This is a genomic window from Fimbriimonadia bacterium (assembly GCA_039961735.1).
In the GTDB taxonomy this organism is placed as follows: Bacteria; Armatimonadota; Fimbriimonadia; order Fimbriimonadales; family JABRVX01; genus JABRVX01.
In genome coordinates this window covers 1-14,443 of sequence record JABRVX010000069.1, presented here as the reverse complement: position 1 = coordinate 14,443, position 14,443 = coordinate 1, and the positions used below count along the sequence as shown (strand labels likewise).

The window sequence follows — 14,443 nt, the reverse complement described above, 5'->3', positions numbered from 1 at the left end:
GGATTGAGAACTAGGTGAGCCTGTTTGCCCGGAGTGTGCTGCTCGTGACATGCGTCGCATTCGTGGCGGTGCGTGCTGCGTGCCAGACCGGCTACACGGGGTCCCTGAACTCAGGTACGGCCCCCTCGCAGGCTCTCCCGCAAGTTGCCGGCGAAGCCGCGTGCGACCTACTCCCGGGCAACGGAACTGGCTTCGGCTACGCGCTCCGCTATGCCGGCATCGTGCCAGGCTCGGAGAGCGTGAGCGTGGACGGTCGCACCCTGAAGCGAGGGACCGACTACACCCTCGACTACCCATCCGGCACTCTGACCTTCTACAGCGCTGTCAAGCAGCACCAGTCCGTGCAGATCACCTATCGTCACAGCGACAAACTCGTTGGGGAAGCTAAGGCCCTGAACCTCAACTTGATGTCGCTCAGTTTTGGCCAAGCCGGAGGCATGAAGGGCGTTTTCAGCCTCCAACCTGCCGAGCGCGGCACGGACGGCTCCATCGTACAGCGCATGTCGTACGGGCTCGCGACGAACTTCAAACTCGCGACTGGCACTGGCCTCAGCGGTTACTTCTTCGTGTCGAACCAGCGCTCGATGCAGGCCTTTGCCGATCCTGCGTCCCCGGAGCGCAAGCAGACGCGCAAGCAGGCAGACGTGTTAGATCACCTGCTCGTACAAGACCTCACCGTGAAGGAGGGAGGCTTCCGCGCAGGCTTCAGCTATCAGGACGTGGGTTCGAAGTTCAACGGGTTCCAGGCGCTCCGCGAAGAGGGGATAGCCGCCGAGCAAGTGAACGCCTGGCAGAAGGAGCGTGGCATCAAGCGCTTCGGCTACACCCTCGGGTTCGGGCAGGAGGGAGGCGACCTCGACACCGACTTCAGCAGCATCTCGGACGGTAAGGGCACCATAGAGCGCCGCTCCGTGACCCTCAAGCTGGGTGAAGGGTCTCTGTACTGGAACTCCCGCTCCATCGGATCCGCCTTCACCAGGTTCAAGGACTTGGCCGAGAAGGACGCCGAGCAATGGGCTAAGGAGCGTGGCATCACTCGGGAGAACTTCGGAGGAGCACTCGGTTTCGCAGGAGGGGGCCTGAAGTTCGATAAGAGCGAGATCACGGATGCTGGTGGTTCGATTGACCGCCTAACCCTCGGCTTCGAGAGCGAGAAGGTGAAGCTCAGCCACTACGAGCAGAACGTGGACGCTGGGTTCAGTCGCTTCAACGATCTGGCCGAGGGGGAGCGAGGGCAGTGGGCCAAGGAGCGCGGGTGGGGACGATCCGGTTTCTCCGTGAGCGTGGCGGACTTCGCAGGGCGAAAGGACGTGTGGAACACCTATCGCCAGGACACCGTAGACACGCCGACCGGCGATCTTCACCGGCAGGCACTCGATCTGAGTGGTCAGGGCTGGCAGGCAAAGTGGACCTCTACCGAGACCGATGCCGACTTCACCGGCCTGGCCAGCCTGCGCCCGGACGAGCAGCAGCAAATGATCCGAGAGGCTCGGCAGGGCTACGTTCCCGGTGACGACAAGATCGCCGAGAAAGACCCGCAGTTCCTGCTTCGCCAGGGAGGCCTTTCGCGCGACTACAAGAGCTTTAGCCTGGATCGCCCCTTCGGCAAGTTTTCGTTCGACACCCTCCACCTGGACGACCGGAGCGGCGGCATTGATCGGGTTCGCCTGGGCTTCAGCTCCGGCTCGATGACCTTCAGCTATCTGGACCAGCGCATAGACCGCGGTTTCCGACGCATGGGGGACCTGTTCGAGATGGAGCAGGCGCTCTATGGCGGCGAGGTCGGTATGCACCGAACACAGTGGGCACTCGGTTTCGGCTTGCCACGCGGAGGAAAGCTCAGCTTCCAGAGTCTGAATATCGCCGGCGAGCTAGGTGGCCTCGAGCGGCAGAGCCTATACCTGAAGAGCGGGCTCTACGAGGTTACGGCCAACCTAAGGCAGGTGGACGATGCGTTTCTCGGCGCGGGTGCCGTCGCCGACCCCGAGCGAAAGCTGTTCGAGGAGCTGAGAGGCTTCTCGCAATACGATCTGTCGGCCAAAGTGGACCTAGTCCGCGGACTGCGCCTGGAGCTGTTCCAGTTCAACGCAGACAACCCGACCGCGCAGATTCACAAGGGCCAGACGAAGAGCTTCCTAACGTGGAAGCCGGACAAGCGAACGGACCTATCGCATTTCAACGACCGGGTTCGGGCAGACAGTCCCATCGCCAGCCTGAACGATTACCTTCATGAGAAGACCACCTATGCTAGGGACTTCGGCAGCCTGGGCAAGTTCAGCGGCTTCACGGAACGCGAAGTGCGAGGCGGCTCGCTCGCCGCACCGGTCGAGAAGCAGGTGGACCACTGGCGATACGAGGGTTCGCCCTACCGCGGCTTCGCGCTCCTCGCCGAGGACCTGCGCACATCGGACACCGCGGGCAACACGGAGCACGTGAGTGTCCGCAGCATATCCGGCGCCCTCACCCCTCGTGCAAAGTTCGGAGTCACTGAGAAGACCATCGAGCGCGACGAGCAACGTGCAGACGAAGTACATAGGACCTACAGCCTACAATACGATTTCGGGAAAGGCTCGCAAGTGACATGGGCGTATACCCGGGCACTCAACAGCAAGGGGAACGGCAAGGCCGTTCAGAACCTCAGCCTAACGAAGACCCTGTTGTGGAACCTCGAGTTCCAGGGTGGATACGTCGAGGACCGCTTGGACCTAACCAGCACGAAGGCGCAGGGCACCTTCGGTCTCAAGAACGTAACACCTTTCTCATTCGGACCACTCAGCAACATCAACTTCTCCTTCGGCTACCAGAACCTCGCCGAGGCGACAGTGTTGAAGATGGAGAACAAAGCCGGTACCATCACTGCCGATTGGGGCAAGAACAAGCTCGGCTGGACCTACTCCGGGATCATGACACCTACTGGGATTCGCGCCGTGGACCGCACCTTCCAGTTCGCAACCGACCCCGAGCCGAAGCTGCCCTTCCACCTGAACTTGAGCTACAAGATCCGCACCCTGCCCGGTGGTACGCAGCAGATCATCCGCAACTACCACCTCGACTACAAGATCGCTGATCGGCTTACGCTCGTCCACGACCTAAAAGCGAACCCCGAGCGCGAGCACAAGGATGTGCCCTTCGGCACAATCATCAATCCTACCGGTACGGCCGACTGGCGGCTCGACTACAAGATGAGCGACTGCTACGATTTGGCGGGGTCTTACCTGACGACCTACGATGCGACGAAGGGTCAGATAGCGCGCAAGGGCGGGCTGACACTAACGAGGAAGACCCGTGGGGGACTGCCACTGTGGAACGTGGGCTATGGGGTGGAGGCCAGCACGCTGAACGGCCGGTCCACCATCGGCCACACCTTTACGCTCGGCTACTCGCACACGCTGAACCCGCTGAACGCGCTCAGCTTCTCCGTATCCCACACCCAGTACGAGCATGACATCCCGAACGGGCGTGGTAGGAACTATCTGGTAGGTAAGGTGGACTACACGCTACGGTTCTAGCTGCCGCACGCACCAAAAAGCGAGCTATGAGGCGATGCCTTGTCGTCTCGGCTGCCGTCTGCGCGCGCCATCGGTCCAAGAGAACCGCGCCGGGCATGCGTGAGGCTCGACAGCCCGGCACCCCGAGACAGGCTGAGGCCCAATACAGGTAGACTAGCGTCGTGTTCAAGCTGACTGACACCTATAAGCCGATGGGGGACCAGCCCGAAGCCATCGCAGCGCTTGTCGAGGGGCTAGAGAGCGGATACCGCTTTCAGACGCTAAAAGGTGCTACGGGTACGGGCAAGACCTTCACGATGGCCTCCATTATTCAGGAGGTGCAGCGTCCAGCGTTGGTCATCGCGCACAACAAGACGCTGGCGGCACAGCTCTGCCAGGAGTTCCGCGCATTCTTCCCGGAGAACGCCGTCCAATACTTCATCAGCTACTATGACTACTACCAACCGGAGGCCTACGTCCCTCAGAGCGACATGTATATCGAAAAGGACGCCAGCGTGAACGACGAGATCGATCGCCTTCGCCACGCTGCTACCAAATCGGTGCTGGAGCGCAAGGACACCATCGTCATCGCCTCCGTAAGCTGCATCTACGGACTCGGTTCGCCGGACGAGTATGCGCAGAGCGTTGTCACCTTCTGCGTCGGTGAGCCGCTAGACCTCGCGCAGACCATGCGCAGACTGGTGGAGATGCAGTTCACACGCAACCAGGTAGTACTGGAGCGTGGTACCTTTCGCGTGCAGGGCGATACGCTGGAGCTGCAGCCCAAGGACGAAGAGATCATCACACGCGTGGAGTTCTATGGTGACGAGGTGGAGCGCATTCGCATCGTGGATCCACTCACGCGCGAGGTGCTGGACGAGCCTCAGCGAATAACCGTCTTTCCGGCCACGCACTACGTAACACCATGGGAGCGACTGGACGAGGTGGTCTTGGCGATCCGCCAGGAGATGGAGGAGCAGATAGCCAAGTTCAAAGCGGAGGGCAAACTGCTGGAGGCGCAACGCATTCAACAGCGCACCGAGTTTGACCTGGAGATGATCGCTGAGCTCGGATACTGCAACGGCATCGAGAACTACTCGCGCTACTTCGAAAATCGTGCTCCGGGCACCCCACCGTACACACTGATAGACTTCTTCCCGAAGGACTTCATCACCTTCGTGGACGAGTCGCACCAGACCATACCACAACTTCGCGCGATGTACAACGGAGACTATCAGCGGAAGAGCACCTTGGTGGAGTACGGTTTCCGCCTGCCGTCTGCACTCGACAACCGTCCGCTGCAGTGGGAGGAGTTCCTGGCACGCGTAGGACAGGTAATCTTCACATCCGCCACGCCTGGCCCGTTCGAGCAAGAAAACAGTGCCCAGATCGTGCGGCAGGTAATCCGTCCGACGGGCATAGTGGATCCCGACGTAGAGGTTCGACCGACCGAGGGCCAGATAGACGACCTGCTGGGCGAAGTGCAGAAGCGGGTTGCGGCTGGTCAACGAGCGCTGATCACCACACTGACCAAGCGTATGGCCGAGGACCTTAGCGAGTACCTGAAGGACGTCGGGATCAAAGTCAACTACATCCACTCCGATATCCACAGCCTCGATCGGCCGGAGATCCTACGGGACCTTCGGTTGGGTGTGTACGATGTGGTGGTAGGTGTCAATCTGTTACGTGAGGGTTTGGACCTACCAGAGGTGAGTCTGGTGGCGATTCTGGACGCTGACAAGGAGGGGTTTCTGCGCAGCGAGACTTCGCTGGTGCAAACCATCGGGCGAGCTGCCCGTCACGTGGACGGAAAGGTGATCATGTACGCTGACACCATCACCGGCTCCATGCAACGAGCGATTGACGAGACGGTGGAGCGGCGTCGCATCCAGGACGAATACAACCGCAAGCATAACATCACTCCACACACGGTGGCGAAAATGGTGCGGGAGACCGTACGAGCCTACGAGGTGAAGGAGACCAAGTCGCCATACGGCAGGCGACGGGCGGAAGAGATCGGCTCCATGTCCCTGGAGGACTTGCCCGCGGAGATCGCCCGGCTGGAAGCAGAGATGAAGGACCTGGCGAAGCAGATGGAGTTCGAAAAGGCGGCGCGTGTGCGGGACGAGATGATGGAACTCCGCCGGCTGCTGGAGTCCGGCGGCCTACCCTCTGTCGGTGCTCGGGCACGTAAGGCTAGAAAGTAGGGGCGTGCCGAGATACTTACTTGGAGAGCACCGGAGAGCTTCGCTACAGGCGACCGTGATGCAGGACAGGACATAGAGGCGAGCCATGACTATGCGTTTCGGCTGCCAAGCACTGATGCTTTTAAGTCACCATCGACTCCAGCAGCCGAACGTCGAGGCTCCATCGTATGCTCGATGTCCATGCGGAAGCCCCCTCGTGTGCATGGCGCATGATTCCACCTGCCGGTCACGGTGAGCGGGCACACTCCATGCGCTTGTGCACGCTAGCCGTCCGCATCTTCGCGGTTAGGAACAGTCTGTGCGGATATTCCGGGTGGTGAGACTAGCCGGAGTCGGTGACAGGCGAAGACGGCAGCTTCATGCGCTCGCGCGCTCTCCGCACAATCTCGGTGTCATAGGCGTCCAACTCGCCTGCCCGCTCGTGCGCCTCGTCGGCCAGATCCTGGCTACCGCACACACGGTACAGATCACCCAGTAGCGTGATGTAGGCCCGGTTGTCGTTCTCGATCTGGACCGCACGGGCAAACCACGCAGCCGACCTCCGGTACCTGCCCGCCGCAGCGTAGGCGATGGCCAACCGCGCATGCAGGCCTGCATCATCCGGCGATAGCTCCACGGCTTCTGCATAACGGACCAAGGCGTCCTCCGGCCGATCCAGGTCCATCAGCACTTCGCCGACCCAATAGCGGTAGAAGGCGTTCTGAGGATCGATCTCCACGGCCTTCATCCCCGGCTCGAGTGCCTCTTCGGGCCCTTCGGATGTCAGAAGAGCATCCGCCAGCTTGAACCAGATGAACCCGTTGTTGGGCTCAATTTCGAGCGCCTTCTGGAAGCGCAAGATCGCCGCCTTGTGCTGCCCGTAGCGGCGGTAGACCTCGGCCAGCCCGACGTGTGGTGCAGCCTGTCTAGGGTGCTTCTTCAGTGCTTTGCGGTACTGGTCTACGGCCTGTGGGCCTTCGTCGGAGAGGGCATAGCAGTCCGCAAGCGACACGCGGCTTGCAGGGTCGTCCGACTCCTTCCGCACAGCCTTCCGGTAGTGGTCGAGCGCCTCGCTGACGTTGCCCTCCGCAACCGAGCGGTCGCCATCGGCGCGGTGACGGGCCGCTCCGGTCAGTGTCTCTTCGGTTTGCTCTTGTCGCTCTACTTCCATCCCTTCAGCCACTCGGATCGTCGGCACGGCTGTCCGGGTGCTCCAGTATCAGAGTCACCGGGCCGTCGTTAGTTAAGGATACGGCCATTGTGGCGCCGTAGACACCGCGTTTGACCGATATGCCGTGCGATTCGAGCCTTTCGCAGCACAGGTCGAATAGGGTGCGCCCCTGATCGAAACCGGCAGCCTCGGTGTAGCTGGGGCGTCGGCCTTTTCGCGCATCGCCGTACAGCGTGAAGTTGGGAACCACGAGCGCCTCTCCTCCGATGTCCGACAGGGACAGGTTCAGCTTTCCTTCTTCGTCGTCGAAGATGCGCAGTTCCGCCAACTTGCGTGCCATCCAGTCCGCGTCCGGCACGGTATCCGAGCGACAGATGCCGAGAAGCACGACAATGCCCTTGCCGATTCCAGCAACGCGGAAACGATCCACCTCTACACTACCCGACGTAACCCGTTGCACCACCGCTCTCATCCCAGCTTTTTCCCCATCACTCTTCGGATTGCCACGACATCCGAGAAGTTCTCGATCTTGGCCATGATCTCGCGCAGGTGATCCGTGTCACGCACTTCGATGGATAGGTCTATGTATGCCATCTGGTTCTTGTCCGACCTCACGCGCGCGGCGGTGATATTCGTCTTCGCCTCACCGAAGATGTGGCTGACGTCCGCCAACAGACCGATGCGGTTGAGAACGTCTATGTGCAGGTTGACGCCGTAAACGCTAACACCGTCGCTCTCCCACTCGATGGGCTGAACGCGTCCCGGATCCGTCTCGCTAAACTGCTGCGCGTTGGGACATATCACCCGATGAATCACGATCCCGCGCCCCCGTGTCACGTACCCGACAACGCTGTCGCCTGGCAGCGGCTGGCAACAGCGTGCACGCCTGGTCATCACGTTGTCCACGCCGCCAGCGGCAATCCGGATCGGTTGCTCGAAGGTTCGCCCCTCGACGCTGTCGGCGGGCTGAACCTGCTCCTGTGGTAGCAGTGCCTTCAGCCTGATCATCACGGCATTCACCGTGACAAGTCCTGCGCCAACCTTGGCCAGCACCTCTTCTGCGGTGGTAGCATTGAAGTGCGGCGCGATCTCCGTTAGGTTGTCCTCGCCTAGGAACTCCCGTGGGTCCCTTCCGAGGAACTTGATATGCTTCTCCAGCGCATCGCGACCCCGGATCGCATTCTCCTCGATGTCCCTCTTGCGCAGGTAGGCTCGTATCTTGCTTCGCGCAGAGGTCGTCTTTACGAACTGCAACCAGTCGAGGCTCGGCTGCGCCTTCGGGCGTGTCAGCACTTCACAGATGTCGCCGTTCTTCAACTGATAGCTCAGGGGCACGATGCGGGTGTTTACCTTCGCACCTACCAACTGCTCGCCGAGTCGAGTGTGGATTCGATAAGCGAAGTCGATGGGCGTCGAACCAGCCGGTAGGTCAATCACGTCACCCTTCGGAGTGAACACGAACACCTGATCGGTGAAAAGGTCTTCCGATACGTTACGCAGGAAGTCGCTGGATGTCTCGGACTCGCGTGACCAGTCGAAGAGCTGTTGGCGCAGACGCGGGAGACGCTCCGCGGGGGCTTCCGCACCCTCCTTATAGGCCCAATGCGCGGCCACGCCGAACTCGGCCAAGCGGTGCATCTCGCGCGTGCGTATCTGAATCTCTAGCGGCTCACCGTTGGGTCCTACCACCTTCGTGTGTAGTGAGCGGTAGAGGTTCGGCTTGGGCTTCGCGATGTAGTCGTAGAACATGCCCGGAATCGGCTTCCACATCTCGTGCACGATGCCGAGCGCATGGTAGCACTCCGACTCCTTGTCGACAATGATACGTATTGCCAGCAGGTCGTACACTTGGTCGAAGGTAAGGCCCTGCTTCACGATCTTACTATAGATGCTATAGATGTGCTTGGGCCGCCCAGTCACCTCGGCAGCTATGCCCGCTCGTTCTAGGTGCTCTTTCAGTGCCACCATCGCTTCGAGCAGCTCTTCTTCGCGTTCCGCTCGTGTTTTATCAATCAGCTTGGCTATGCGCCCATACTCCTCGGGCTCGAGTTCCCGGAATGCCAGGTCCTCCAACTGCCACTTGATCTGCCAGATGCCGAGCCGGGCCGCTAGCGGTGCATATACGTGCATCGTCTCCGTGGCTATGCGCTTGCGCTTGATGTCGGTGAGGGCGTCGATCGTGCGCATGTTATGCAGGCGGTCCGCCAGCTTGATGACCATCACTCTCAGGTCCGATGCCATCGCCAGCAGCACTTTGCGAAGGCTCTCCGCGGCTCGGCGAATCTCCTCCTGCTTCTTCGCAGCAGGCCCCAGTGGCTCATTGCGATGCGCGAACCGCAGCTTGGTCACACCTTGCACCAGTTTCGCAACCGAGGGCCCGAACTGCTGCTCGATCAGTTCCATCGTGGCGTCCTCTGGGCAGTCTTCCAGGGTGTCATGCAAGAGCCCCGCGATAACCGTCTCGGGGTCCAGTTCCAACTCGGCCAGAATCTGGGCCACGGCGAGTGGGTGTGTTATATAGGGGTCACCGCTGTCACGTACCTGGCCGCTGTGGCAGCGCTCGGCGAAGTAGTAGGCCTTCCTGATCAGCGCGGCCTGCGGTTGGACGTAATGCTCTGCAACCGTCTCCAGAATCTTCTGAAGCGGCTCTGGGTCCTCCCATTCCTGGCTCAATTGCTGACTGGAACCTGAGCTCAAGGTGACAACACGCTCGATTCAGAATGGCTGTCGAGGCGGATATCCACCGTGCTTTCCCCTGGTCTTCGGATGTCCCGAACGAACCAGCGAAGACGGCGTCGCCCTTGCCACGAATCGTAGGTAGGCTCGAACATCATCTCCACTTCCTCGCCAGGCTCGAACTCGCCGAGGCGCTCGCCCAGGCCGAATGCCATGCCGAAGATGGGGTTAGTGCCCTCGCCCCGCAGCGTCACGCGGGGGTGCAGCGGGTTGCGAGTCGGCTCTACCTTAAGCAACGTTACCTTACGTCCGAGAAGCAGCGGCTCCGGGTTACCCAGGCCGAATGGCCGGAAATCTTCTAGGTCCTCGACGAACCGCTCCGTCACCTCCTGCGGCGTGACTTCGGCATCGGCGACTTGCTCTGGTATCAGGTCCTCATCGGTCAGGTGACGGTCGGCGTGCTCCGAGAGGGCGCGCCGCACCTCCTCTAGGCGCTCGGCCTCGAAGGAGAATCCCGCAGCCATCGTATGCCCACCGTAGGTGAGGAACAGGTCTCCGAGTTCCGACAAGGCTTCGAACATGTCGTAGCGAGGGATGCTGCGCGCTGAGCCCCGCACGATTCCGTCCACCCTAGTGCCCACGAGCGTCGGTCGCCAGTAGGTGTCCACAAGCTTGGATGCCACAATCCCCACCACGCCCGCGTTCCAGCCCTCGTTGGCGACTAACAACAGCTTGTGGCGGGCCAAGCCTTGGCTCTCTACCAAGTGACATGCCTCCTCGAAGATACGCTGCTGTTCGCGCTGCCGCTCGCGGTTGTGCCGGTCCAGCCGTTTCGCTATCTCGTTCGCCTCTTTGACGTCTTCGGTCAGCAGCAGCCGAAGTGCGTCCGTCGCGTCATCCATCCGCCCCGCCGCATTCAGCCGCGGCCCGATCACGAAGCCGACGTCGCGTGCCGTCATCTCTTCGGACGTGCGCGCGAGCCCCGCCACCTCCATCAGCGCCCGAAGGCCTAGCTTCTTCGATTCCGCGATCCGCGCGATCCCGTGCCTCGCGAGCACACGGTTCTCGCCCAGCAGAGGCACGATGTCGCACACGGTGCCTAACGCAGCGAAATCCAGGTAAGCCCTGTCGAACGCCTCAGGCGGGTAACCCAACTCCGCCACTAGAGCCCGCGCCACCTTGAACGTAACCCCGACACCGGCGAGGTACTGGAACGGATATTGGCTCCCCGGCAGAAGGGGATTTACCACAGCCTCCGCCTTGGGCACCCGAGCGCCGGGCTCATGGTGGTCGGTCACTACTACCCGCATGCCCAGCTCGTGAGCATACTCCACAACCTCCACAGCCGAGATACCGCAGTCGCAAGTGAGGATCAGCGACGCTCCCAGTTCCTTCGCTCGCTCTACCCCCGCACGATGGAAGCCGTAGCCGTCCTTCTGCCGATGAGGAAGATGGGGTTCCACCACACCCCCGAGCCGACGCAGGCAACGTGTCCAGATCGCCGCAGAGGTGATTCCGTCCACGTCGTAGTCTCCGTGGACGAAGATCGTCTCTTTGTTCTCGAGTGCCGAGGCGATCTGCCTCACCGCCTCGCCGCAGTCGGGCAGGAGCATCGGGTCGTGAAGGTCCGACATCTGAGGCGAGAGGAACGCCTGCGCCTGCTCCGGATTTCTGATGCCCCTGTTCACCAAGAGCCTTGCCGTCAGTTCTGAAAGGTCGAGGCTATCCGATAGGTTCCGCACCGCCCCCGCATCCGCTTCCTCCACTCTCCATCTCACCATGCTCCCACCATTCGTCAGATAGCCTCTCTACCCTGCGAGTAGTGTGCGTACGTCCGGCTCCGCTGGGGTATTCTTTCGGGTCGATATGGCGACGATCCACCCCCTCAAAGCACTTCGCCCGCCCGTCGAGATGGTTGCCCAAGTGGCTGCTCCCCCGTACGACGTCGTGAACGAAGCCGAAGCCCGTGCCTTCGCAGCCGGAAAACCATTCTGCTTCCTCCGCATCTCACGCGCCGAAGTGGACTTTCCACCCGGCGTAGACCCCTATTCGCCCGCCATCTACGACAAAGCAGCAGAGAACCTGGCCGAGTTCAAACGGCAGGGCGTCTTGGTGCCCGACCAGTCCGCTGCTATTTATGTGTATCGCCAGCGAATGGGTGAGCATACGCAGGCCGGTGTGGTGGCACTCTGCTCGGTGGACGAGTACGACGATGATCGCATCAAGAAGCACGAGAAAACCAGGCAGGACAAGGAAGACGACCGCACTCGGCACATCGTGCGTACCCGGTGCCAGACGGGTCCGGTGTTCCTCACCTACCGGGACAGGCCCCGCATCACCGAGCTGATGGAAACGGTCATGCAGCGTGAGGTGCTCTACGACTTCGACGACGATCGCGCAGTTCGCCACACTGTCTGGCGCGTGGACGAGAGCGACCCGATCTGCACCGAGATCCGCAGGGAGTTCGAGCAGGTGCCCGCGCTCTACATAGCCGATGGGCACCATCGCGCGAAGAGCGCTTCGCGGGCTCGGGATGAGCTGAGGGCCGCGAACCCAAATCACACCGGCGACGAGCCTTACAATCGCTTTCTCGGCGTTATGTTCCCTGCAGGGCAGCTTCAGATACTGCCGTACAATCGCGTGGTGCTAAAGGCTCCGCCCGGCGACGTGATGGCGAAAGTGCGCGAGCGCTTCGAGGTCGAAGAACTGCCGCGGCCGACGCCGCCTCCTCGCGGCAGTGTGACACTCTACTTCGCCGGCCACTGGTATGGCATTCGACCGAAGAGTGCACCGCCGGACGACCCGATCGAGAGCCTGGACGTGAGCATCGTTCAGCGCGAACTGCTCGAGCCCGTTTTCGGAATCGGAGACCCTCGGACAGACAAAAACATCGAGTTCGTGGGGGGCATTCGCGATGCTTCCGAGTTGCAGGCGAAGGCAGACGCTGGCGGAGGCGCCGCGCTCCTGCTTCACCCGACCCGTATCGAGGATGTGCTTCGTGTGTCGGACGCCGGTGGCGTAATGCCGCCGAAGTCCACGTGGTTCGAGCCGAAGCTTCGCTCCGGCATGTTCGTGAATCCAATCTGATCGTACACAGTTCGTACATAGTGGCGGGCAATGACCGCCCGCGACCAAAGGAGGAAGAACACAATGAAAGTGTTGGTTGCCGACAAGTTCGAGCAGTCCGGACTGGATGCTCTGACCGCCAGCGGCTTTGACGTTGTGAGTGATCCGAGCCTCAAAGAGGAGGCGCTGGTCGCAGCGATCCGGGAGCACCGACCCGACGTGCTCGTCGTTCGCTCGACCGTCGTGACCGAGGAGATGCTACGGGATTCGTCCCTGTCCCTCGTCGTGCGCGCAGGTGCAGGCTACAACACGATAGACGTGGAGGCCGCGTCCCGCAGCGGAATCTATGTGTCTAACTGCCCCGGGAAAAACTCTGTCGCAGTCGCGGAGTTAGCTTTCGGCCTTATACTCGCCCTCGACCGCCGCATTCCTGACAACGTCATCCAGTTCCGGGAAGGGAAGTGGAACAAGAAAGAGTTCTCCAAGGCTCGCGGCCTCTACGGCCGGACGCTCGGGGTGCTCGGATTGGGCAACATCGGCCAGGAAGTAGTGCACCGCGGAAAGGCCTTCGGTATGAAGGTGGTCGGATGGTCTCGATGGATCACTCCCGAGATTGCCGACGACATGGGCGTCGGTTACAGACCCACGATCGAAGAAGTTGCCGAAGATAGCGATGTGCTGACGATCCACCTTGCGCTCACCCCGGAGACGCAGGGAATCATCGGAGAGCAGGTTCTGTCTCGGCTGAAGCCAGGCACGATCCTAGTCAATACCTCGCGGGCGAAGGTCGTTGACCAAAAGGCGCTGCTGAAGTACGCCAAGGAGCGCAATCTGCGTATCGGGCTCGATGTGTTCGACGAAGAGCCTTCGGTCGCCGAGGGCGAGGTAAACAGCGAGCTGATGACAATGCCCAATGTGTATGTCACCCATCACATCGGCGCCTCTACGGATCAGGCTCAAGAGGCAGTCGCCGAAGAGACTGTACGTATCATCCGCGAATTCGCGCGCTCGGGACAGCCGCCGAACGCGGTCAACATCCGCTCCGAGTCGCCTGCAAGCCACCTCATTGCGGTGCGGCATCGCGACCGCGTGGGGGTCATTGCTCACGTACTAGGCGAACTGCAAAAGGCATCCATCAACGTGCAAGAGATGGAGAACATCGTGTTGGAGGAAGCCGGCGGCGCAATCTGCTATCTCAGTGTCACGACAAAGCCGCCCTCGGAGGTCTTGGACCGAATCCGCTATGGCAACGAGAACATCCTAAGTCTCGTTGTCCGCGAGCTCTGAGTCACTCGAGGAGGCTAAATCGCTCGAGAATGCTCGGGATGGCAGGGTAGGGACCTGTCGGGTCGCTGCCATGTCGTCCCGAGCTTGGCGAGGGAGCCCTTTCCGTCAACGGCCCGCTTGGAGGATTCGATGCCCCCACCGCAAGCGGCGGATGTTCCATCCCCCACGCACCGGCGGTCAACCTCTGGGTTGCCAATATGCAAGGGATCGAAGGCGCGACGGGCTCTGGCAGCCCCCGTCCCTGATGCCACAAGGATGGATGGAACTGTTCCTCGTAACAGTGGCTGTTCCTTACCCACACTGCTGTCACGTCGCAGATGCAGTGGGCGCACGAAGTCCTCTTCGACGACGTCACGTATCTGGCAACTGCGAGATGCCTTGGTGAGCGAAGGTGGCATTCCGTCGGACAGTATGGAGGTAGCCGTGGCTCCGGCGCCTCGCCGGTTCCGATACTCATCGCCGGGACGGCGATGCCACGGTTCCAAGCTCATCGCCGGGACGGCGATGCCACGGTTCCAAGCTCATCGCCGGGATGGGGATGCCACGGTTCCAAGCTCATCGCCGGGACG

The 14,443-nt window shown here is 61.2% G+C and carries 8 protein-coding genes; 4 read left to right on the top strand and 4 right to left on the bottom strand.

Annotated features, from left to right (window positions below; all coding sequences use genetic code 11):
• The first annotated feature begins 14 nt into the window (after positions 1-14).
• Complete coding sequence (locus HRF45_13590; protein ID MEP0767554.1) at positions 15-3,509, top strand: hypothetical protein; 3,495 nt, start codon at positions 15-17, stop codon at positions 3,507-3,509.
• Between the two features lie 191 nt (positions 3,510-3,700).
• Complete coding sequence (gene uvrB / locus HRF45_13585; GenBank protein MEP0767553.1) at positions 3,701-5,695, top strand: excinuclease ABC subunit UvrB; 1,995 nt, start codon at positions 3,701-3,703, stop codon at positions 5,693-5,695.
• 322 nt (positions 5,696-6,017) lie between these two features.
• On the opposite strand, the gene HRF45_13580 is transcribed toward uvrB, so the two are convergent.
• Genes HRF45_13580 through recJ form a run of 4 tightly spaced genes read right to left on the bottom strand, consistent with a single transcriptional unit; the run spans position 6,018 to position 11,302 of the window.
• A complete protein-coding gene (locus tag HRF45_13580; GenBank protein MEP0767552.1) occupies positions 6,018-6,845 on the bottom strand; it encodes a tetratricopeptide repeat protein in 828 nt (275 codons plus the stop codon).
• Positions 6,846-6,849: 4 nt separating this feature from the next.
• Positions 6,850-7,317, bottom strand: a complete 468-nt coding sequence (locus HRF45_13575; protein MEP0767551.1) for a D-tyrosyl-tRNA(Tyr) deacylase — start codon at positions 7,315-7,317, stop codon at positions 6,850-6,852.
• Positions 7,314-9,479 carry a bifunctional (p)ppGpp synthetase/guanosine-3',5'-bis(diphosphate) 3'-pyrophosphohydrolase gene (locus HRF45_13570; protein MEP0767550.1) on the bottom strand — a complete coding sequence of 722 codons (2,166 nt, stop codon included), beginning with the start codon at positions 9,477-9,479 and terminating at the stop codon, positions 7,314-7,316. The genes HRF45_13575 and HRF45_13570 overlap by 4 nt, the downstream gene beginning before the upstream one ends.
• A 59-nt stretch (positions 9,480-9,538) precedes the next feature.
• Positions 9,539-11,302: a single-stranded-DNA-specific exonuclease RecJ gene (gene recJ / locus HRF45_13565; protein ID MEP0767549.1), complete on the bottom strand. Its 1,764-nt coding sequence runs from the start codon at positions 11,300-11,302 to the stop codon at positions 9,539-9,541.
• A gap of 85 nt (positions 11,303-11,387) precedes the next feature.
• On the opposite strand from recJ, the gene HRF45_13560 reads away from it, so the two are divergent.
• A complete protein-coding gene (locus tag HRF45_13560; GenBank protein MEP0767548.1) occupies positions 11,388-12,608 on the top strand; it encodes a DUF1015 domain-containing protein in 1,221 nt (406 codons plus the stop codon).
• Positions 12,609-12,671: 63 nt separating this feature from the next.
• Positions 12,672-13,874, top strand: a complete 1,203-nt coding sequence (locus tag HRF45_13555) for a hydroxyacid dehydrogenase (GenBank protein ID MEP0767547.1) — start codon at positions 12,672-12,674, stop codon at positions 13,872-13,874.
• Positions 13,875-14,443: the final 569 nt, after the last annotated feature.